General features: G+C 41.0%; 20 protein-coding genes. 11 read left to right on the top strand and 9 right to left on the bottom strand.

Annotated features, from left to right (window positions below; all coding sequences use genetic code 11):
* Positions 1-67: 67 nt before the first annotated feature.
* From EAG18_RS16590 to ushA, 3 genes are all read left to right on the top strand, one after another.
* Positions 68-493: an MAPEG family protein gene (locus EAG18_RS16590; protein ID WP_275557326.1), complete on the top strand. Its 426-nt coding sequence runs from the start codon at positions 68-70 to the stop codon at positions 491-493.
* A gap of 102 nt (positions 494-595) precedes the next feature.
* Positions 596-787: a hypothetical protein gene (locus EAG18_RS16585; RefSeq protein WP_125253479.1), complete on the top strand. Its 192-nt coding sequence runs from the start codon at positions 596-598 to the stop codon at positions 785-787.
* 61 nt (positions 788-848) lie between these two features.
* A complete protein-coding gene (gene ushA, locus EAG18_RS16580) occupies positions 849-2,435 on the top strand; it encodes a bifunctional UDP-sugar hydrolase/5'-nucleotidase UshA (RefSeq protein WP_125253478.1) in 1,587 nt (528 codons plus the stop codon).
* Between the two features lie 280 nt (positions 2,436-2,715).
* Here the strand turns inward: ushA and EAG18_RS16575 are convergent, their stop codons facing one another.
* The gene (locus tag EAG18_RS16575) at positions 2,716-3,642 is read right to left on the bottom strand and encodes a hypothetical protein (protein ID WP_125253477.1); all 927 of its coding nucleotides are present in this window, start codon (positions 3,640-3,642) and stop codon (positions 2,716-2,718) included.
* Positions 3,629-4,402 (bottom strand): PhnD/SsuA/transferrin family substrate-binding protein, encoded by a 774-nt coding sequence (locus EAG18_RS16570; RefSeq protein ID WP_244297404.1) that lies wholly within the window; start codon positions 4,400-4,402, stop codon positions 3,629-3,631. Before EAG18_RS16570 ends, EAG18_RS16575 begins: the two co-directional genes overlap by 14 nt.
* A 344-nt stretch (positions 4,403-4,746) precedes the next feature.
* On the opposite strand from EAG18_RS16570, the gene EAG18_RS16565 reads away from it, so the two are divergent.
* The 3 genes from EAG18_RS16565 to EAG18_RS16555 all read left to right on the top strand — a co-directional run bounded on the left by EAG18_RS16565 (position 4,747) and on the right by EAG18_RS16555 (position 12,783).
* Positions 4,747-5,598 carry a S1/P1 nuclease gene (locus tag EAG18_RS16565; protein WP_125253476.1) on the top strand — a complete coding sequence of 284 codons (852 nt, stop codon included), beginning with the start codon at positions 4,747-4,749 and terminating at the stop codon, positions 5,596-5,598.
* 40 nt (positions 5,599-5,638) lie between these two features.
* The gene (locus tag EAG18_RS16560; protein WP_125253475.1) at positions 5,639-8,773 is read left to right on the top strand and encodes a TonB-dependent receptor; all 3,135 of its coding nucleotides are present in this window, start codon (positions 5,639-5,641) and stop codon (positions 8,771-8,773) included.
* 731 nt (positions 8,774-9,504) lie between these two features.
* Positions 9,505-12,783: a TonB-dependent receptor gene (locus EAG18_RS16555; protein WP_125253474.1), complete on the top strand. Its 3,279-nt coding sequence runs from the start codon at positions 9,505-9,507 to the stop codon at positions 12,781-12,783.
* Between the two features lie 56 nt (positions 12,784-12,839).
* On the opposite strand, the gene EAG18_RS16550 is transcribed toward EAG18_RS16555, so the two are convergent.
* Entirely contained in the window at positions 12,840-13,310 is a 471-nt protein-coding gene (locus EAG18_RS16550) for a MarR family transcriptional regulator (RefSeq protein ID WP_125253473.1), read from the bottom strand.
* A gap of 112 nt (positions 13,311-13,422) precedes the next feature.
* Between EAG18_RS16550 and hmgA the strand changes: the two genes are divergently transcribed.
* Both hmgA and maiA read left to right on the top strand, forming a co-directional pair.
* A complete protein-coding gene (hmgA, locus tag EAG18_RS16545; protein ID WP_125253472.1) occupies positions 13,423-14,718 on the top strand; it encodes a homogentisate 1,2-dioxygenase in 1,296 nt (431 codons plus the stop codon).
* Between the two features lie 8 nt (positions 14,719-14,726).
* A complete protein-coding gene (maiA, locus tag EAG18_RS16540; RefSeq protein ID WP_176033376.1) occupies positions 14,727-15,353 on the top strand; it encodes a maleylacetoacetate isomerase in 627 nt (208 codons plus the stop codon).
* 69 nt (positions 15,354-15,422) lie between these two features.
* Here maiA and EAG18_RS16535 read toward each other — a convergent pair whose 3' ends face one another.
* On the bottom strand, positions 15,423-15,653 hold the full coding sequence (locus EAG18_RS16535; protein ID WP_125253470.1) for a TIGR02647 family protein: 231 nt from the start codon (positions 15,651-15,653) through the stop codon (positions 15,423-15,425).
* Between the two features lie 60 nt (positions 15,654-15,713).
* Between EAG18_RS16535 and EAG18_RS16530 the strand changes: the two genes are divergently transcribed.
* Positions 15,714-15,995, top strand: coding sequence for a DUF1496 domain-containing protein (locus tag EAG18_RS16530; RefSeq protein ID WP_125253469.1), 282 nt, complete (start codon positions 15,714-15,716; stop codon positions 15,993-15,995).
* A gap of 33 nt (positions 15,996-16,028) precedes the next feature.
* The gene (locus tag EAG18_RS16525) at positions 16,029-16,271 is read left to right on the top strand and encodes a VF530 family protein (RefSeq protein ID WP_125253468.1); all 243 of its coding nucleotides are present in this window, start codon (positions 16,029-16,031) and stop codon (positions 16,269-16,271) included.
* A 172-nt stretch (positions 16,272-16,443) separates the two neighbouring features.
* On the opposite strand, the gene EAG18_RS16520 is transcribed toward EAG18_RS16525, so the two are convergent.
* The 3 genes from EAG18_RS16520 to EAG18_RS16505 form a co-directional block, all read right to left on the bottom strand.
* A complete protein-coding gene (locus EAG18_RS16520; RefSeq protein WP_125253467.1) occupies positions 16,444-17,154 on the bottom strand; it encodes a transporter substrate-binding domain-containing protein in 711 nt (236 codons plus the stop codon).
* 373 nt (positions 17,155-17,527) lie between these two features.
* Positions 17,528-18,640, bottom strand: a complete 1,113-nt coding sequence (locus EAG18_RS16510; RefSeq protein WP_125253466.1) for an arginase family protein — start codon at positions 18,638-18,640, stop codon at positions 17,528-17,530.
* Positions 18,641-18,937: 297 nt separating this feature from the next.
* Complete coding sequence (locus EAG18_RS16505; protein WP_125253465.1) at positions 18,938-19,717, bottom strand: DUF2189 domain-containing protein; 780 nt, start codon at positions 19,715-19,717, stop codon at positions 18,938-18,940.
* 169 nt (positions 19,718-19,886) lie between these two features.
* Here EAG18_RS16505 and udp point away from each other — a divergent pair, with 169 nt between their 5' ends.
* Positions 19,887-20,651 (top strand): uridine phosphorylase, encoded by a 765-nt coding sequence (gene udp, locus EAG18_RS16500; protein ID WP_125253464.1) that lies wholly within the window; start codon positions 19,887-19,889, stop codon positions 20,649-20,651.
* 90 nt (positions 20,652-20,741) lie between these two features.
* On the opposite strand, the gene cdd is transcribed toward udp, so the two are convergent.
* Together cdd and EAG18_RS16490 are read right to left on the bottom strand one after the other, a co-directional pair.
* Positions 20,742-21,608: a cytidine deaminase gene (gene cdd, locus EAG18_RS16495; RefSeq protein ID WP_125253463.1), complete on the bottom strand. Its 867-nt coding sequence runs from the start codon at positions 21,606-21,608 to the stop codon at positions 20,742-20,744.
* A gap of 43 nt (positions 21,609-21,651) precedes the next feature.
* Positions 21,652-22,020 carry a hypothetical protein gene (locus tag EAG18_RS16490; protein ID WP_125253462.1) on the bottom strand — a complete coding sequence of 123 codons (369 nt, stop codon included), beginning with the start codon at positions 22,018-22,020 and terminating at the stop codon, positions 21,652-21,654.
* Positions 22,021-22,068 lie beyond the last annotated feature (48 nt).

Raw genomic sequence — 22,068 nt, 5'->3', positions numbered from 1 at the left:
ATGGTCATTGCGTTAGCCTTTTGCAATACTCGATATTTTTGTTTTGTAACACTTCGTAAATTGGAAAATGATGACAACTTCTATTTATATACTACTCGTAGCACTATTTTTACAGACGCTGTTAACTTTTAGTGTGATGCTGGTTATGGGAAAGCGACGCTTTGCTGCAGCAAAGAAAAGCCTAATACACATCGATCAGTTCAAGACTATGCAGATTAACGACGCTCCAGAAGAAGTCATACTCGCTTCACGTAATTTTAGTAATCAGTTTGAGATCCCCATTCTATTCTTTGTTGTCTCCCTCGCAGCACTTTCTTTAAAACTAGTCACATTATGGTTTAGTCTTTTTGCCTTGTTATTTGTATTTAGTCGTATCGCGCATTCATACGTGCATATTGGTAGCAATCACCTGACTTTACGCTTTAGGCTTTATTTAACCGGCTGCGTATTCGTACTAGCCCAATGGCTCACGCTTATATTAACACTTATATAACCAAAAGGACTAAAAAAGCCATCTCTTTTAACTAACTATTCTTTAAAGTCTGAACCAATTTGCTAGCATGTCGATGATTAAAAGAACAACAGGGGCAATCAAATGAAACAGGATAATCTTATTTGCGACTTTGGTCTTCATGCTGGTGAACCGTATTCATCACTACCAGCAAGCTTTTTAAATTGGATGGTTGAAACAGGCCATGACAAACGAGAGTACGCCAAAGTGGAACTTAACAGGCGGGTTTGTGCCGCTGAAAATAGTAATAGAAAATTTAGCGATTTTGAGTGTTAGCACTATTAAAATAATTTTATTGTTCTAAAATACGCGCATAAYTTACTAACGATACTGAATTATGCGCAATATTTTGATTTTTTCAACGGCATTGCTGTTATCAGCTTGTCAGTATTCTCCCAATGAGCCGCAATCTACACAGTACCTGACTGTGCTACATACCAACGATAACCATGGTCGCTTTTGGCGAAATGAAAAGGGTGAGTATGGTATGGCCGCAAGAAAAACCTTAATCGATAAACTAAAGAGCGAAGCCGAAAATTCAGGTCATGCCGTTATCTTGCTTTCGGGTGGAGATATTAATACCGGTGTTCCAGAATCAGATTTGCAATTTGCAGAGCCCGATTTTAAAGGAATGAAAAAGTTAGGTTATGACGCTATGGCGCTCGGTAATCACGAATTTGATAACAGTCGTGATGTCCTCGCGAAACAAATTGAGTGGGCTGGTTTCCCTATTTTATCAGCTAATATCATCGACAACACCTCTCAGTCCCCTGCTTACACTCCATACACTATTATAAAAAAGGAAGGCTTAACGATTGCAGTGCTTGGTCTGACGACCGTTGATACGGTAAAGATAGCAAACCCTAAGCATATTGATGGATTGACATTTATTGAGCCATTGGCTGCGACACAAGACTGGGCACCTAAGATAAAAGCGAAATATAACCCTGATGTGATGATAGCAGTGACTCATATGGGTCATTATCATGATGCCGCACATGGGATCAATGCACCAGGTGATGTGACGCTAGCACGCCAGCTCGCCCCCGGCACACTCGACTTAATTGTAGGCGGGCACTCTCAAGAGCCTGTTTGCGTAGATAAAAGCGGTAAAGAGAATACGCACTTTTCTCCGGGCAAAACATGTAAACCCGACAACCAAAATGGTACTTGGATAATGCAAGCTCATGAATGGGGTAAGTATGTGGGTAAAGCCGTGTTTAAAATCAGCGGAGATACTAAAACCTTGGTCAGTTACAACCTGATCCCAGTCAATCTTAAGGATGACAAGGGTGTGGTAATTGGGGAAAGTATCGAAGAAGATTTACAACTTCTTGCGTTCTTGAAGCCCTTTCAAGATAAAGGGCAAGCGCAAATAGCTGGTGCGGTTGGATCTGTAGATAGTTTTCTTGATGGCCGTCGAAGCACGGTTAGATTTAAACAAAGCAAGCTTGCTGATTTGATTATTAATGCTCAGATGGCCGCTGTGGAGGCGGATTTTGGTATTATCAGTGGCGGCGGGATCAGAGACAGTATTGAACAAGGTGATATAAGCTATAAAGATGTATTAAAGGTACACCCTTTTAGAAACCGCATTACTTACGTCGACTGGCAAGGTAAAGATCTAATCAACTATCTGAACACAGTCGCACAATTTCCACCAGATTCTGGTGCGTATATGCAGTATCACCACATTACTTTTGATTTAAAAGATAATAAAGTGGTTAATGTAAAAATTGCAGGGCAGCCTTTGGCGCTTAATCAACGCTACCGTATGAGTATTAACAGCTATAATGCCGCAGGTGGTGATGGCTACCCTAAAGTTAACCAACTTGCAGAATATACCGCTACAGACTTCACTGATGCTCAAGTACTGAAGGATTACCTGCAAAAGCACAGCCCGATCAAAGCAGTCGATCTGTGATACGGAAACTAGCATTAATATTAGATAGCGCTTTTAGGTGTTATCTATATTAATGCTAGCCTAATAAAAGTGGCAGACAGAGCCTAACGTTGTTACTCGATTAGCGTCTGTAGATAGTAGAAGAGTCGCTCGCTTATTCCAATTATCTTAATTAAGCTTGCTATGTTGAGGCAAAAAATTTTGTCGATAACACCACTTCCCCTAAAACTCTCTGGTTTGACCCAGAGACAAATTAGAGCACTCCTTATCCAAACCTAAGGTTGTTTGAATGATGCTGGTATCACTTACCTATCACTTCTACTTCTGACTTTTTAACTCCATTAAGCCCATAACTATGAAGCTTAGAGCGTGAGCCTTCCCCATGAGCTTTGGGTGGATAAAACAGCGCTTTTTTCTCTGGAAATGCTTCTAGTGCTTCATCTAAAGCAGCTCTAATTTCACTTAGTGTCTTCTCAAGACTATTAGTAAAATTTGGCCGTTTTCTGATAGTGTGACCAAGCTCCACCAGTCGATAAAAGTATTTATCGGCCAATTCTAGCAACGGTTCTGGCATCGCTTTGTTTTGGTTCAAAAGAACATCTGGGTGGACATCGCAGTATTCTATCAATGCCAAATAAAAGCATAATGGCTTATTTGCAAGCTGTACCCTTACCTGTTTATCACGGTTAGTGGTTACTGTTTTTGAGTATAAATCAATAATCAGCTTAAACTCTGGTAAATTTTCTGGTAGTTCAACTTTATTAACCTTTGCTGCGATATGCTTCTTTCTATTCCAACTATAAAAAGCGACGCCAATTAAAGCCATGATGAAAGGAAATATAAAAGTAAAAACAGGTTTAGAGTTATCGATAGAAATAGCTACATAAAAATTTCTATGTGGGGCAGTTAATGTCAGTATTTCACTATTTTTACTTTCTCCAGCACCTGAGGTATTAATATCTAAAACAGTAAGTCGAGCACCTTTATTTTGCAAAGATAAATTTAAAGCATTGATATACTCATTTAATTCAACTTCATTCCCCGCGTAGTGTAAAAATGGATCTGCTACAGGGAGTTTATTTAAATCAATAGCCACTCTCAATGCAACTGCTTCTTTTTGCTGCTTTAACACATCTGTTACTGTGGTAGTTTGAGATAAGTGGAAAATACAGCAAAAAAGCAAAGATAAGCCCATAAATAAAAATATATTACGTTTATTTAGCTCCATTTTTTTCTCCAATAAAGCGGTAAGGAGCCTTCTCACACTGCCAATAGGTATCTACTTTATCAAAATAGCTGGATGTTCTTGACTGAGCTATTTGGTGTACAATCCCCTGTAACGCACACACTAAATCGGTGTTATTGTTGTTCATTTTCAAATACCACTTACTACCGCTGACATTATCCGCAATCGGTGTAATATAATTTTTTGAAAACCTCACCTCATCTTCATCAGACCAGTACGAAGCGATAATGTCTACTTCTCCGGATGCAAGTCGTTCACGCAGTGCTTGATGCGAACTCAAATACGTAATGTCGAGCGCGTTAATATCTATATCTAGGTCTTTTAGCGCACTTTTTGGCAGAATATGCCCCGAGCGGCTGGTTGGGTAATCTAGTAAACCGATCTTTTTGTCCAAAAAGTAAGACTTGGATAAAGTCGGTTTTTCGGTGTTTGAAATAAAAAATGCAGAATAAGCAGGATACCCAATAACCGGTTTGTAACTATGGGTAGACTCGGCCATTAATGCAGACATAATATTGTCTTTGGTCAAGATTACGTCAGCAATACCTTTGGCCAAAAATTCAATTTGCTCTCCTAGGCTGCCACCCCAATATACCTTTACCTCACCATATTGCCTGGTAACAACGTCATTTTCACAGGCTCTAACAAGCACTTCCAAAGCTAGACTTTTAATAGGTACATGTACTTTTAGCGTGTTGATATTGGAAACAGAGCGCGTTTTACACGAACTTGAATATTGCACAACTGGTTCGATTGACAAAGGTTTAACAGATACCAGCCTACTACCGAGGAACCAACACAATAATGCACCTGTAAAAAACACGAAGAAAATTGCTGTTTTACTAACCAAAACGTTACTATATATCACATTTACACATAACCTACCATTTCTTGTCGCCTATTAGATCAATTTTCTTTACTTATTGCAATAGGTAATTTTACTAAAAAGACATAAGCAATTGATTTAAATACTTTATTGATAAGAAATTATGAATCTTATTGAGTCCTTTTATTTTGTTGAAAAATGCGGACAATTGGCCTCACTTTTTATTGGGAAGATTGTTCCCTTTTCCACAAGAGATAAAAATGTTACGTAAAAGCATTTCATTACTTTTTGCAGTAGGAATGACGTTAACCACTTCAGATGCAGCAGCATGGGGTCAAAATGGGCACAGGATCATTGGCGAATTAGCTGAATTACATTTAACTGACCACACCCGCCTTGCTATTAAGCCTTTACTAGAAGGCGATTCTTTAGCTGAAGTATCCACATGGGCTGACGAGATGCGCTCAGATCCAAGCACCTTTTGGCGCAAACAGTCTTCGAAATGGCATTACATTAATATCGAAGATCCTAAAAATATGCACCAACATGTCCATTCAAATCTAGACGACAAAGAAAAAGTAAAAAATATTCTAGATGGCATTTATTACTCTATCAACACGCTCCAATCCGACTCCAAATCTATAGACGAAAAACGTTTTGCGTTACGCTTCCTTGTCCACCTTGTAGGCGATAGTCACCAACCTTTCCATGCCGGCAGAGGTAAGGATCGTGGGGGTAATATGATTAAAGTAAAGTTTTTCGGTAGCGACTCTAATTTACACAGCACTTGGGATACCAAATTAATTGAAAACGAAAATCTCTCGTTTACTGAGTTTACTCGCTTTATTCAAACCACAAACTCTGAAACAATTGCTGAATATTTAGACAGCGCACCAGCTGATTGGCTACTTGAATCAAATAATATTGCCGAAAATGTATATAACAGCAATGAAACTGAAATAAGTTATGGGTACATTTACAAGCATATGCCAACAGTGAAGTTTAGACTGCAACAAGGCGGTATTAGACTTGCTGGTTTATTAAACCAAATTTTTGATAAGGACTCGCAGCCACTAAAAGAAGCACTAAAGACTTCTGTGACTGCGAAATAATATAATTGTAGCTAGTTCTAAAAATACGGGAAACAACATAATGAACACTATTTTACGCAAAACAGCACTTTCTGTAGCGATAGTTGCAGCTGTAGGTGTTAGTGGCGCAGCCAGTGCAAACTCTTTAACATCGACGATTAAAGGAACTATTGTGGGGCCACAAGGTAACCCAGATACTTCTTCTGTCGTAACAATTATTCACGAACCAACAGGTTCAAAGAAAACCCTCTCTCCTAATGAGAGTGGTGTTTTTAATGCGTCTGGCTTACGCGTAGGTGGTCCATACACTGTTGTAATTGACTCTAAGAAACATAAAGATAAAACACTAACAGATCTATTCCTAACGCTTGGCAAAACTTCGGCACTGGATATAGAACTAACTTCTGATATCGAAACAATCACCATCACAGGTGCATCTCGTCACTCAATTATCAATGCCTCAAAAGACACAATGGGAAGTGTTTATGGTGCAGGCGATATTGAGCGTTCACCTTCATTTGACCGTGACATAAAAGACATCGTACGTCAAAACCCGCTTGTTAATATCTCTGATGACTCTCGCGGTGAGATGTCAGTAGGTGGTGTAAACCCGCGCTTCAATAGTATTTCTATTGACGGCGTTAAACAAAATGATGATTTTGGCCTAAACGAGAATGGTTACCCGACGAATGGTTCACCAATTTCATTATTAGCTATTGACCAAGTGTCAGTAGACATCACACCATTTAATGCAAAAGCATCTGGTTTTACCGGTGCTTCTGTAAATGCAGTGACAAAGTCAGGTACCAATGAGTTATCTGGTGAATTCTTCTATGAGTATGAAGATGACTCAATGGCTGGTACGCCAAAGCGTGAAGATGGCACTGATGTAGACTTAGAATATGAGCGTAAAACATTTGGTGCAGCACTTGGTGGTAAGCTTATCGAAGACAAGCTATTCTTTTTTGTTGCTTATGAAGAGTCTACCACTCCATTCGTTACTGAGTGGGGAGTAGACGGCTCTGGCGCAGCAAATGAACTAGATTGGTTAACTGGCGCCCAGCTTGAAGAAATCCAAAGCGTTGCGAGTAACAAATACAATGTTAACACTGGTAGCATTCCTAAGGGGCTAGATAACGACAGTGAGAAATTGCTTGTTAAGCTTGACTGGAATATTAATGACTACCATCGTGCAGCATTTACTTACCAAGACTCTACAGACAACTCGATTACGCCTCAAAACACCAACAGTAGTCGTTTTTCATTATTGAGTAACTGGTATGATAAAAAGGGAGAAATTACCTCTTATGCAGCACAGTTTTACTCAGACTGGACGGATGAGTTTTCAACACAAGTAAAAGTGTCATACAAAGACACCAAAACAAACCAAGCTCCATTCTCTGRCACGCTAAACGATGCGAAAGTTGGTCAGGTGCGTATTGATTTTGACGATAACCGTGTGTACTTCGGCACAGATCCTTACCGTCACGCTAATAAGTTAGAGAACACTACAACTACTTTTGACGTTGAGGGTGAGTACCTATTTGATTATCACACCCTAAGCTTTGGTGTGGGTGTTGAAGAAATCGATGTGTTTAACCAGTTTGTTCCTTTCTCTCGAGGCGACTGGAGATTTGCCTCACTTGAAGACTTTAAAGCAGGTAAAGCGAAGAGCGTTTCTTATTCAAATGCTTACACAGGTAACCCAAATGATGCTGCAGCTGACTTTAAAGTAAAAAATCTTCATATGTTCGTAGAAGATCGTTGGGATATTCGCGATGATTTATGGATTAATGCAGGCGTTCGTTATGAAAAAATCTCGACTTCAGGCCTGATCCGTGAAAACTCTACATTCACTGATCTATATAACTTTTCAAATACCAATAGCCTAGATGGAAAAGATATCTTTTTACCACGCTTAGGCTTTAACTGGACTGCTGCGGATAACCTAACCATCAGTGGTGGTGTTGGCCGTTACTACGGTGGTACACCAAACGTTTGGATTTCAAACTCATACTCGAGCGACGGTCAAATCAACGTTCGTGCAAATACTGATGATGTAGACCTTGATAACCCAGACTTTACACAACCGCCAGCAGGTGCAACCTTATCTCCAGGTAATGGTGACGTTAACCTAATTGACCCAAGCTTCGAGTTACCTTCAGAGTGGCGCTATGGCATCACGGCTAACTATTCAGCTGACTTCTCTGATTTCGGCCTAGGTGATAACTGGGATCTAGAAGCGAGCTTTATGTATGTCGACGAAAAAGATGCTGTCCGCTGGAAAGAGTTGTACCGTGAAACACAAGAGGTTGTTACAGGCCCTGATGGTCGTAACATTTACGTAGGTACTGGTGAACGTGACCGTGCAGATATCATGCTAACCAATGGTGAAGGCGGTACGCGTAAAACATTTACACTTAGCTTGTCAAAAGCATTTGAGAATGGTTTTTATGTAAACGCTTCATACGCTAACCAAGATGCAACCTCTCTAGTTGGCGGTACTTCGTCAACAGCGAACTCAAACTATGAGAAGTATAATGCAGCTGATAGAAACAACCCAGTTGTTGGCCGCAGCCGCTATGAGATTGAACACAGCTTTAAACTTAATATTTCTTACGCAGCAGAATTGTTTGAAGGTTACAAGTCTACTTTCTCACTACAAGGTGAGCGTAGTTCAGGTAGACCATATAGCTGGATTTATGCTAATGGCTACGACACTTTTGGTGGACAAAACAACTTCGATGATGGTGAGTTCTTAGCCTACATCCCAACTGGTGCAGATGATGCCAAAGTACGCTATGCAGATGGTTATAGCTATGAGCAATTGAAAGCCGTAATTGACCAACACGGTCTTGCGGGCCAAGCCGGCGGCATCGTTGATAGAAACACTGTTAATGGTCCTTGGACTACACGCCTAGACTTCAAATTTACCCAAGAAATCCCTGGGTTTATGGAAGGTCATAAAGGTTCTGTTTACTTCTCAGTGAAAAACTTGCTTAACTTAATTGATAGTAGCGCAGGTAAGGTATACAGAACTGACTTCTTTAACGGTCGCGAATTAGTTGGTGTTGAGTATGACCAAGCTGCAAATCAGTATATCTACAGCGAAGGTTATGAAAGTGATGCACCAACTACGTTTGATGCGGAACGCTCTTCATGGCGTATCAAGCTAGGTGTTAATTATAAATTTTAATATCTAGTTACTACGCATACTTAACAAGTTAGCAGCTTAAGTAAAATGCGTCACCTTTATCTCTAGGTGACGCATTTTTATTAAATCTTTGAAACTGCTCAATATAAAATTCAAAAAATAAAATATAAATATTTGGTGTAAATGAATAGTTGTCTTTGAAGATAACTGAAAGTATTGACAGCCTATATCATCACTACAAAGTACCGGCCGCCGCAAACTCGAAAAAAAGACAAAAAACCTTATTTGTCAAATGGTTACAACAACACCAGTGTCTCCACATTTTCACCATTGTTTCAATCAAAAAACCTTAAAAGTAAAGCATAAACTTTTGATAACCGCCCTATTATTACTGTATAATTCGCAAGTATGCAGAATTAAGAATAGTATATTTTTTGCTCTTTTTGATTTAATACCAATCGCATTAAGTAAGCGGCCTTTTTGACATCAAGAAACAGCGTTAATTACGTGGTTTTGGAAGAAAGAGAACCTCTTATGAGGTGCTTACTGTTTAGTCGACACAGACTGAGCTTAGTGTGCGCATACCAGGTCGATAACACAACTTAGATCGACCAAACACTCTCATCAGCACTATTTTGGGACTCTGGCTTCAGAAACCCAAAGCGGCAGTTGATAGAAATGTTTATGAACACAACGTCTTTAAGATTGATATAAAAATGTTGTGTTCGCAGTAATTTACATTGAAACAGTCAAAACACACGGGAAATGACATAATGAGAAACGTTCGCTTAACTAAAGTAGCTGGCGCATTAGCTCTGGCACTTGGCGTATCAGTGAGTGCTTACGCTGCTGACACGTCATCTGCAATGCGCGGTAAAATTACAACGCCAACCGGTGAAGCCGCTGCAAACGTTAAAGTTACAGTTATTCACGAACCAACTGGAACAACAAGTACTTTTCTAACTAACGAGTCAGGTACGTTTATCGCAAAAGGCCTTCGTGTAGGTGGTCCTTACCGCGTAATCTTGGATTCTAACAAGTATTCAGATACACAACTTGACAATATTTATCTAGAGCTTGGTGATACTCACCGCCTAACCAACCAGCTTCAACCGTTACAACAAATAGAAAAAATCGAAGTCACTGGATATAAACTAGTGCAACAAGCTGGTGGCTCAAGCAGTGTATTTGGTGCAGATACCATTGAAAATGTACCTAGCTTCAATAATGATATCAAAGACATTGCACGCTTAAACCCACTCGCCAGCATCAATGGTAATGGCGAACTAACAATTGCGGGTAATAACCCAAGAACCAACGGTTTAACCGTTGACGGTATCGGTCAAAATGATGATTTCGGTCTAAACTTTGGCGGTTATCCGACAGCACAACCACCGGTAGCACTTGATGCAATTGAGCAGATTTCTGTAGATACCTCACCTTTCTCAGCTAAAAAAGGCAACTTTGGTGGCGGTACGATCAATGCGGTTACTAAGTCAGGCTCTAATGAATACACCTTTACTGGTTTCTACGAAACTAGCACACCAAGCCTTGCAGGTAAGCTAGATAACATCTCAGAAGCGAAATACAAAGAAGACATAAAAGACGCTGACGGTAAAATAATCCACCGCGCTGGTTCTAACATTCTTGATGAAGATGGCCATAGAACTTATGAAGTGGCACGCACAGATCCTATCGTTACCGAAAAGCGTTTAGGCTTTAGTACCGGTGGTGCGATTATCCAAGACAAGCTATTTTACTTTGTAAACTACAACGCTTGGAAGCAAGAGATGGACATGGACTACGGTTTTGATGGTTCAGGTACAGCTCATGAGTTTGACGTTAGTGCAGACGATTATCTCGATTTTGTTAATGCTTTAAACAGCGTATACGGTATTCAAGATGAGCTTGGTGGTAACCCTGAAGACACCAGCGATAGCATCTTAATCAAGCTAAGCTGGAACATTTCAGATCTTCACCGTGCAGACTTCACTTACCAATGGCAAGATGAAGAAGATGCAAGAGGCTTCGCAACAGGTGGCGACACAGTATCAATGGCGTCAAGTCGTTATACCTATACGACCAAATTCGATAATTTCGCTGCCAAATTATACTCTGATTGGACAGATGATTTCTCGACAGAGGTTGGCCTTGCTTATAAAAACGTAACAAACGATAGCGTTACAAACTCAGATCTAGGCAATATTCGTGTAAATCTCTTCGGTGAGCGCGGTGCTGGCTTCCAATTTGGACGCGATAGATACCGTCATGTTAACGAGTCTGAAACAGAAACATACGCGTTTACACTTGATGCAACTTACCTAATGGGTGACCACGAGATTAACTTCGGTGGTCAGTACGAGAGCAAGCGCCTTTACAACTTGTTCGGTGAAGACTCAAGAGGTAGCTGGACGTTTGGTAGCATAGAAGATTTTGAAAACAAAAAGCTGTTCTTAAACAAGTATGATGACTATAAGTTCTCTTATACCAATGCTTATACTAACAATGTCAATGACTTAGCTTATGATGCTACACGTGAACAACTTGCGCTTTATATTGAAGATAAGTTCTATGTGACTGACGACCTTGAAATGACAGCGGGTGTTCGTTACGAACGCTTATCTTCAAGCGATAAGCCAACGTTAAATACCGCTTTCCAAGAAACATACGGCTATACAAACCAAGAAAACTTGGACGGTGCAGATATCATTTTACCACGTATCGGCTTCAAGTATTATGCCACTGAATCACTGACCATTAATGGTGGTGTTGGTCGCTTCCACGGCGGTATCCCAAATGTTTGGTTTAACAACCCATTCCAAAAAGACGGGTTAACGCAGGTTAGCGCAAACCAAGACGCTATCAACGATTACTTCGCTGGCGTTGAGCAAGTTGACTTCACTCGTGTGCCACAGCCAATTCAAGATTCTCTACAGCAAGGCGCAGGTAGCACAGCCTATACAGATCCAAACTTCGAGTTACCGTCAAGTATTCGTGCTCAAATTGGCTTTGAATATGATTTTGATTCAGAGCTATTAGGCGATGGCTTTAAGTGGACAGCTGAACTTGCTTATCACAATAAGCAAGATGAAGCGATTTGGAAGAATACTTCTATTACCCCTAAACTTGATGAAAACGGCGATATCGTTCGTTCTGCAACAGGTCGTATCATATATGAAAACAAGTACTCTGGTGAGTTAAGAGATAACTACGACATCATGATGACTAACGCAGATAAAGACGCGCGTTCAGTTATCATTAGCACAGCTATTGCTAAAGAGTGGGATAACGGGCTTTATGTTTCAGCAAGCTATACAAACCAAGATGTTGAAGATGTTTCTCCAGGCAGCGCATCTCAAGCTGATGGAAACTATAAACATGCAACCACGCACAGCCGTAACGTTGAATTGGTTGGCCGCGGCCACTACGAAGTTGAGCACAGCTTCAAGTTAAATCTACGCTATACAACTGAATTCTTTGACGGTTACGCGTCTAAGTTTAACGTATTCTTTGAGCGTCGCTCTGGTCGTCCATTTAGCTACACAATGGGGTCTTATAATGACTATGACTTTGGTGATACTCGCGACTTTGCTGGTACCTCTGCATACCTAGCTTACATTCCATCGGGCCCTGATGACGCCAATGTAAATTGGGAAGAATCAAGACTATCTTGGAACGAGTTAGAGACCTTACTTAATCGCGCTGGTATCACCGAGCGTGGCCAACTGCTTGACCGTAACACCGGCACTCAACCTTGGGTCACTACTATGGATGTAAGCTTTAAGCAAGAGATCCCAGGTTTCTATAAAGAGCATAAAGGTGAGCTTTACTTTATGATCGAAAACTTTGCTAACCTACTAAACAGTGACTGGGGTATAGAGAAGAAATTAGGTTACTCTGACCAAGCTGTTTATGACTTTGGTGGCTTAGACGACGATGGCAAGCTCATTATCTCTCCTCGTTATAAGGGTGCAGATGTTCGTAACTACTCGACTATCGATAAAGGCGCATCAGCATGGCAAGCTAAAATTGGTATTCGTTACACATTCTAATATCTAACAGATAATTAGATAACCTTCCAAAGGCCAGCAAATGCTGGCCTTTTTCGTTAATCAGCATTGCTGGTATCACTATTCACTAGTCTATTATTAAGCACCGTTAATAATTCAATAAACTTTTCTTTCTGCTCATCGCTAAAACAACTAAGTAGCTCGGCTTCCCATGCTAGAGCAAGTGGCGTTAACGTTTGATAAAGCACTCTTCCTCGCTCTGTCACCGCAATAGTTTTTGCACGCTTGTCACTTGAGCTCACTAACATCTCTATCAACTCTCTGTCTTGTAACTGCTTGATCGCCCTCGAAACGGTTGATTTGTCCATGTTTGCCAGTTCACAAATGTGTGCTGCTGTGATCCCATTATGTTGTATCGCATGGGACAGCACCCGCCACTGCGGCTGTGTCAGTTTCCCTTGCTGTTTATACACCTGTGCAAAGTCATTGCTCACTTTTGTTGACAAAGAAACTAATTGATATGGTAAAAACTCTTTAATATTCAGTGACTTTTCATCTTTTTTTGTCATTATCAATTGCTCCTAAGTGTCATCATAACTTTACGGCCTTACTCAACGGTGAAGATTGAAAATACTCTCACATGAGAGTATCTTACTATAAAACAGTAAGGAGTCGAGACAGATGAGCCAAGAACTTCAATATTTAACAGGGTTTGGTAATGAGTTTGAAAGTGAAGCATTGCCAGGTGCTTTACCTATTGGTCAATTTTCACCGCAAAAAGTAAAATACGACCTTTATGCAGAGCAATATAACACTACAGCATTTACAGCGCCTCGGGCTGATAACCGCAGAAATTGGTTTTACCGTATTCGTCCTTCTGTCTTACAAGGAGAATACGAGGCCATTGATAATGGTTTACTGCGCACAGCCCCTATTACAGAGGTAGCGACTCCACCTTCTATGTTGCGTTGGGATCCTATCGATATACCACAAGAGAAAACGGATTTTATCGATGGCTTGGTCACTATGGCAGCTAACGGCAGTGCAAACGGACAAAGCGGAATAGGTATTCATGTATATGTTGCTAACGCATCGATGGAGGGACGTTACTTTTATAATGCGGATGGCGAATTGCTATTCGTCCCACAGCAAGGTGAACTCGTTTTACATACCGAGTGCGGAAAACTCGCGATTAAACCAGGTGAGATTGCCGTTATCCCTCGTGGGATTAAATTTAGAGTTGAGCTACTCAGCGATACAGTTCGCGGTTATATTTGTGAAAACTACGGCAATCCCTACATCTTGCCGGAGCGAGGCCCCGTTGGCGCAAATGGTTATACTAACGAGCGTGATTTCCAATACCCAGTGGCTGCCTTTGAAGACATAGAAGGCGACTTTGAACTGGTTGCCAAGTTCAACGGTAACTTATTTCGCTGTGACATTGGCCACTCGCCACTTGATGTGGTTGCATGGACAGGTAATAGCGCTCCATACAAATATGACTTAGCGCGATTTAACGTGATGAATACAGTCAGTTTTGATCACCCCGATCCATCAATATTCACTGTACTGACTTCGCCATCAGGCACACCAGGTGTTGCCAATGTAGACTTTGTGATCTTCCCACCGCGCTGGATGGTGGCAGAAAATACCTTCCGCCCTCCTTATTATCACCGTAATATCATGAGTGAGTTTATGGGGTTAATCGAAGGGGTCTACGACGCTAAAGAGCATGGCTTTGTACCTGGTGGTATGAGCCTGCATAACTGCATGTCTCCACATGGTCCAGAAGCGGATGTATTTGAAAAAGCGAGCAATGCAGAGCTTGCGCCGCAACGCTATGAAAACACGCTCGCGTTTATGTTTGAGTCACGTTACATTATCTCTCCAACTAAGTATGCTCTTGAAGGCAAAGCACGTCAGCCTAATTATGCTGATTGCTGGAAAGGCATTAAAAAGTACTTTAAAGGAGCATAAAGATTATGTTGAAACTATATACTTATTTTCGTTCCTCAGCTGCCTACCGTGTGCGTATTGCTTTAAACTTAAAGGGTTTGAGCCATGAGTTAGTGCCTGTAAACTTGCTAAAATCTGAGCAAAGCGCAGAGGCATATTTAAGTAAAAATGGTCAAGGCTTACTTCCTGCTTTAGAAACAGAGCACGGCGTCCTTGCGCAATCTTTAGCAATACTGGAGTGGTTGGAAGAAACGCAAAGCGGCCAAGCTTTGTTACCACAAGATCCATGGCAAAAAGCACAAGTAAGAAATTTTTGCTATGCCATCGCTTGTGATATCCACCCTATTGATAATTTACGTGTACTTAAATACTTATCAAACGAGCTAGGCGCATCTGACGACCAGAAAAACGAATGGTATCGTCATTGGGTTATCGAGGGCTTTAAAAAGCTAGAACCTATGATTGGTGATGGTCAATTTTGCTTTGGTACAGAGCCTACGCTAGCCGACGTTTGTTTAGTGCCACAAGTATTTAATGCACTGCGTTTTAAAGTGGATATGACTGCATTTCCTAAGATCGCTCGAGTATATGAACATTGCAATACGCTAAGCGCATTTTCTGATGCCGCGCCTGAAAATCAATTAGATGCACAGTAACTTAATTACGAGATAGATCCGTTGTACGGGGTGATATGCTGGGCATATCACCCCGTAAATCAAACCTTTTTATTTCAGCGCGCTATAAACGTGATCAAAATGGCCGATAAGGTCATGGCCCAAATCGGTTAAATACCCTCCATCGGGGCTATCAATAACCCCTTTTTCAAATAGACGCATCGCAGCGCCCTGGATCCCTTCTGGTGCATTACTGTGAATTTTAATCCCCTGATGTAAACTATGCCTAGGAAACCTGGCAAGTAAGGTTAGCTCATCCAATAATTTTTGATCTAATGCCATTGTCATTTTTCCTTATTCTTCTATATTCTTTTTACACTCTAGTTCAAAATTTTAAATTTGATGAAGTTTTTAATAGGTTTAATAACAGCAACTTTGATCTCACCCAGTGTTTTGGCACTCAGTCCCCAAGAGTTAAGACTTTATGGCGAGTTACCCAAACGAGTATGTTGGTACCAAGGACAGTCATATAGCGAAGGCGCACTGTTGCAGCAATTCGATATGCTCTTTGTATGTGCTCCCAAAAAACACAACGAAAACAATGGTCAGCTTATTTGGATTAAAGCAGATACATCAGGTAAACCAATAAGGCCTGAAATTATCAAGAAAATTCAGGTAAACTAACAACAATTATAGTAGTCAATATAGAAGCAATTAATGAGTACCCAAGCAAACAACCCACTACATGGGGTCAAGCTAGAAGAAATAATTATTAAACTAGAGCAACAGCTTGGCTGGAAAGCCATGTCAGCCGCCGTGGACATAAACTGTTTTAAGGATAACCCGAGCGTCAAATCCAGTTTAAAGTTTTTACGACGAACGCCTTGGGCTCGAGCTAAAGTAGAACAGCTATACCTTGATACCTTTCATGGTTTTCAATGGCCTGAGATAAAAAAATAGTCCGGCTTATCTCCCCTTCTATTTTCAAATTTAAAATCGAGCTCATCGCTCTATACTGGTGAGCTCGAACAAACAGCCTATCCAGCTTAAAAAGTCTTGTTACCAAGCCCTATTTTTGCCCATTCTTAGCATCATAATCGCTACCTGTTTTGAAGCTTTTGAGGTGTTTGAGCTAATGCACTGAATAATGAGATTGATAGGTTTCATGTATTTTATTAAGAATGTATTTGGGCACATTTTTGTTACACGCGAAATATAATGATGTACTGAAGTCATCCAAAGTATACACCGGTTCCAATAAATAAGCCGTTTGCTCTTGTGTTCTTCGAAACCTAAACTGAGCATCACTCAATACCACCAAATCAACAAAGTCTTTTCTTGTATTAAGCAACTCAAACACTTTATCAAAAGAGTTGATGATTAACAGTTGCTTTCCTTCTATAAAACCATGTTCCATTAAAAACTGGTGGCTAAAGTTATCTCTTATTACCGCCGTGCGATAACGTTTGGCATCCTCTAAAGACTCTAATTCAATTTCATTTTCGCGAAGCCCATAAAAAGAGGTCGTAAAGGCATCAATAGGAAACACCCATTCAAACTCATTTTCTCTTACGTTGTTTCGAGCAGTYGAAAAGACACAAGTATCATCTTTTCTTAATGCGGCATTGTAAGCTGCTGGCCAAGTGAGTACGTTAATGGTGTATTTTATCCCTGCTTCGTCGAGAACCGTTTTCACTTTATCGGCCGCTCGCCCTATCAATTCTCCTTTTTCATTCTGATATTGAAAATCCGGAAAATTCTCAGTCACGATATTCAAGGTAAACGCGCCAGCACAGAAACTAATTACTAGTGTGCCCATACAAAACCAAAGTATACCCTTCATGAAACTCTCCCGTAGTAACTTGAATAATATAGTCTTAACTTGGGAGTTGAGCAATTTTTAACACAAAATGAAAGTTTTGGGAGAAGAGCAGACGTTATACCAATTTGACTTAATACTTGCTCAATTTGAAGGAGTCAATCTGACGCTAACCGCGTTAAAAATTTCTTATTTAGAACAACTAAATAGCAAAATTTTTGCCTTGCTTATATGGATGTAGGTACCTTAGCGATAGCAGGACGCGGTAGCGGAGTTATCGACAAGATTTTCTCGCCTCAAAATAGACCACTTAATTAAGAAAATTGGTATTAGTTTTTTTAACTGGAGATATGGTGGGTAAAACTAGATCACCCACCACTGACATAAGCAAGGTTTTTTAGCTGTTGTTAATCGCATCGATTAAAAACGCGCTTAACTTGGCACCTTCTCTTAGTGTCGTTTCTGAGCTTGATTGACCGGCTAAAGAACTGTCGGTGAACGGCGCGATTTCCATCATATCTGCACCAGTTATCTTAAACTCTTCATGCAATGCGCTTAAAATCAACATCGCTTCTTCTGGCGTCATGCCTCCAGCTTCAGGTGTACCTGTCGCTGAAGCAAATGCTTCATCTAACGCGTCAATATCGAAACTAACATACAGCTCTTCAACACCATCAGCTTTTAACTGTGCGATAACTTCGTCAACGATTGCTTGCGCTCCGCGTTCTCTAATTTCATGCGCCCAGTGTTGTTTCACACCAAATGTCGACTCCCAATGCGATTTAGGCTTACCACTTGAGCGGATCCCAAATTGCACGAGGTGAGAAGGTGCAGGCAGAAACTCCAAAATATGTGTACACCAAGAACCGAAGCATAAATCAATACCTAAGCGCTCAACCAGTAAATCCGTATGCGCGTCAAAATGAATAATTGCTGTTTTTATACCGCGAGCACGTTTTGCTTTCAGGTACGATTTGGTAAGCGGATAGCTAATCGAATGGTCGCCACCTATACCAAAGATACCCTTATCAGGGTAATTCTCGTAAAAACCATCACAGACATCTTCTGTAATGGATAAAGGTGACACGTAATATTCACTCTCAGGGTCTGCATAGAGCGCTTTTTGACAATTACTGATCGTACTCTCATTTAGGTACTTATCATGAAGCAGATGCGGAATAACTCTTACATCACCAAGATCAAAAGCACTTGTGTGCGGCTGTTGCTCTATTAGTGTGGAACGTAAAAATAGAGGTCCCCAATTCGCTCCGCGTAAAATACCGCCACCACAATCTGAACTAATCCCCAAAATGGCTGCTTTTTTTTCACTATCAGTAAGGCTATTCAAAGATGCTTTCCACAGGGTGTCAATACCTTCAGTTTGCCCATATAGCTTTTGTCTCAACGCATCCTTTCTCTCTTTTGCAGTGTTTACGGTGAAAACACCATCCCCCGGTGGACATAAACAGTGCTCCAGTTTTTTGTGGAATTGTTGTTTACTATCAGACATCGCTATCCCCTTTTTTGTGAATAATCATGCGATTCGGAAAATTCCAGCCAACTTATTCACGATATTCGTGTAAGAGTTGCCTTCAAGATCAGCCCAAATCTCAGAAACATTGCCAGAAAACAAGTTAACTTAATAATAATCATGCACTTAGCAAATTATCATACTCATTTTTCGTTAGCTTGAATCTGCGCGTTAGATATAAGTTGGTGAACGTATAACAGCTTAAATTGGGAAGTCAACCAAAGCGTATTGATGCAAGCAATACACTCTGGTTGATTATTCATAGAGGATGTTTAGTTATTCGTAATGACGCGGTACTTTGGTTTTAATAACAGCGATATACCCATGCCAACTGGCGTATGCAAGCAGTGGCATAATCACGATAAAACCAGCAGTTCCAGTAGCAAACCCGACCATAACGAGGAATACCAAAATTCCACACCACACAACCATAGCGCCGAAATTCTCTTTCACGGCATGCATAGAGCTTATCACTGCTGTCATAATATCGACGCGACGCTCCATCATGATTTGTGGGGTAAATGCCGAAATTGCAAACACACATACCAGTAAGATCCCTCCCACAATAGAGCCCAAGGCTAAAAATGCTGAGAGTTGCTCAAATGTGGGGTTGGGTACGTTTGGATACAGAGCGTGAATTAGTGCTGCAAGGCGCATCCACACGATCATGATAACCATTAATAGCACTGCAAACCCCCACTCTCCTGCGGGGTTTCTAAACATAGACTTCAGGCTATGTATCAAAGTTGGCTTGTGACCTTTCTCTAATTCCCATGCAACATCATACAACCCCGCGGCAAAAGCAGGGCCAATTAATGCAAAGGCAACAGCTGCAGGCAGGATCACCAAATGGGTGCCAGATTGATACACAAGCCACATGATGGTAGCTGGAATTAAGGTAAAGATCAGTCCGTATAGTAAACTAAGTAAAGGGGCATTAGCCAAATCTTTGCACGCTAGTGCAAGCCAATGAAAAGGCGCCATCGCAGGTACTTTATTGCACTCAAAGCAACGCGCAAACTGGTGATTTTTATCTATAGAATGTGTAGCAGGCATAACCATTCCTCGTAGTTGCTCTCATGTTTAGGTTTAGTGGAACATTGACAATCCCGCAAGCTAGAACAAGCTATAATTTAAGAATCGCCGCGCCCAAACAGGACATCTGTCCTGTACTTGAAAGGCATTAACTATAAACATTACGCTTTACTAATCACTAAGGTTTACTATGGAAAAGGTATTTCACTTAGGTCTTACCAAAGCCGACCTAAAAGGCGCCTCACTCGCAATTGTTCCGGGTGATCCAGAACGTTCAAAGCGTATCTCTGAATATTTAGACTCTCCGGTGTGCTTAGCACAAACTCGCGAATTTCATATCTACCTTGGCTTTTTAAATGAAAGTCCAGTAGTAATTTGCTCAACAGGTATTGGTGGTCCATCAACTTCCATCGCTGTTGAAGAGCTAGCCCAACTTGGTATCACCACTTTTCTAAGAATTGGTACAACAGGCGCTATTCAGCCACACATCAATGAAGGGGATATCTTAGTTAGTACTGCCTCTGTGCGCTTAGATGGAGCTAGCCAACATTTTGCACCAATTGAATTTCCAGCGGTGTCCGACTTTGGCGCAACTTCAGCAATGGTTCAAGCATGTGAATCGCTAGGTATTACCCATCATGTCGGTATCACAGCATCAAGCGACACTTTTTATCCAGGCCAAGAGCGTTATGACACTTACTCAGGATATGTACGTAAGGCATACCAAGGCTCGTGTGCTGAGTGGCAAAAGTTAAATGTTATGAATTACGAAATGGAGTCTGCAACCTTATTCACTATGTGTGCAGCATTAGGGTTAAAAGCAGCTTGCCTCGCAGGCGTACTCGTGAACAGAACACGTCAAGAGATACCGAATGTCGACCACCATGACGTCGAGAAAAAAGCGGTTACTGCGGTACTAAAAGCGGCGGACATCCTTTTACATCAACACAAGTAAATTAAATTAATTCTGCTTGATCTTAACTGTAATAAGTAGGTTCAAGCCGGTCTTCACTGCTAAGGCTGGAGAATGATAGAGATTGAGTAGTTACTCAATCTCTATAAGCCTTAATAGATTTTGCGCGTCATAGGCACTGAGCACAGCTAAACTCACCGCGTGCTGGTTCGCTTTGCCGCGTTTTTCCACAAGTGTAATTGACTCCACATCAACGTCCAACAACGTTCTTCCTGACATTGCCAACTGACTTAATGCGCTCTGTAGCGGCGACAAACTTGGATTATAAGCTGCATTTTCAGCGTATCGGCCAAAAAAGCGCTCTCCGGTTGCTAACGTTATTTCCACCGCACTACGATTTTTTGTGTAAGGGCAATAAGAAGCAAGATAGTGTTGATACAACTTGTCACTTACCGTTGCAGGAAGACCCAGAACTGCTTCGCTGTGTGGATGCTGTGCAAACAGTTTTTCTTGGTTGTCTAAGTCGTCGGGACCAAATGAAGTCGGCAGCAGCGCATTGAGCGTTGTTTTGCCCGAAGGCAATAAAATATCAAGTTCTTTAGCTGTGCTTAATTCATTCATGAACTGACGACAAAAGCCACAAGGTGCAGCGTTGATTGTCATTCTTGAAATTTCTGCCGCCCCATTTAGCCACGCATTGTTGATTGCAGCTTGCTCAGCATGCACCACCAAAGAGAGAGCTTGATGAGAAAACTCAAGGTTGGCGCCTAAAAACGCTTGGCCGGACTTATCGTCCCAAGCAATAGCACCAACATAAAAATCTGAAATAGGAGGCGTTGCAAATTCTGCTGCAACTTCAAGTAATACCGCTTCCAGTTCAGACTCCGACAATTGAAAGCGTGCTTTGCAGGTAGTTAAAAGGTCATAACTGAATATTCCGCGTTTAGCTATGGCATCTTGCTTCAACGCGTTTTTTAGAGATAGTTCTTGTTTTGCCATATTGTTGTCATGTTTATCTATGGCAGGATAGTTTACGCAAGAGTTAGAGTCGACTCAACCATTCTCTTGCAGATTTAAAGCATTCAAAATTCTCGGCGCTGATATTAAAGCGTTTTACTTTTTGTAAGAATAAGTCGTGCATGTAGCCTTCAAAACCCACTACTCGTGCGATATGCAGATTACCAATATGATGTACAACTTTTGGCATAATATTGACAATATCAATAGCCGCAAAACGGTGTTCCAGCTCGCTCACATCTACTAGGACTTTACTACTATTATGCTTTTTAGCGTACAAATTAGCTTTTTCATACGCGCTGACAACATCATTTGCAGTAGCAACACCTCTGACCTTCATCATAATTAAATCATGACACTCATCGAATGTGACGCTAGTAGAAATTTTGTGCATGTTTCGAAAACCTATCACCGAACTATTCTTGACTAAAACAAATATAAT

The organism is Pseudoalteromonas sp. J010, assembly GCF_003934235.1.
In the GTDB taxonomy this organism is placed as follows: domain Bacteria; phylum Pseudomonadota; class Gammaproteobacteria; order Enterobacterales; family Alteromonadaceae; genus Pseudoalteromonas; species Pseudoalteromonas peptidolytica.
The sequence above is the reverse complement of the archived record's forward strand: the minus strand, read 5'-3'. Positions and strand labels throughout refer to the sequence as shown.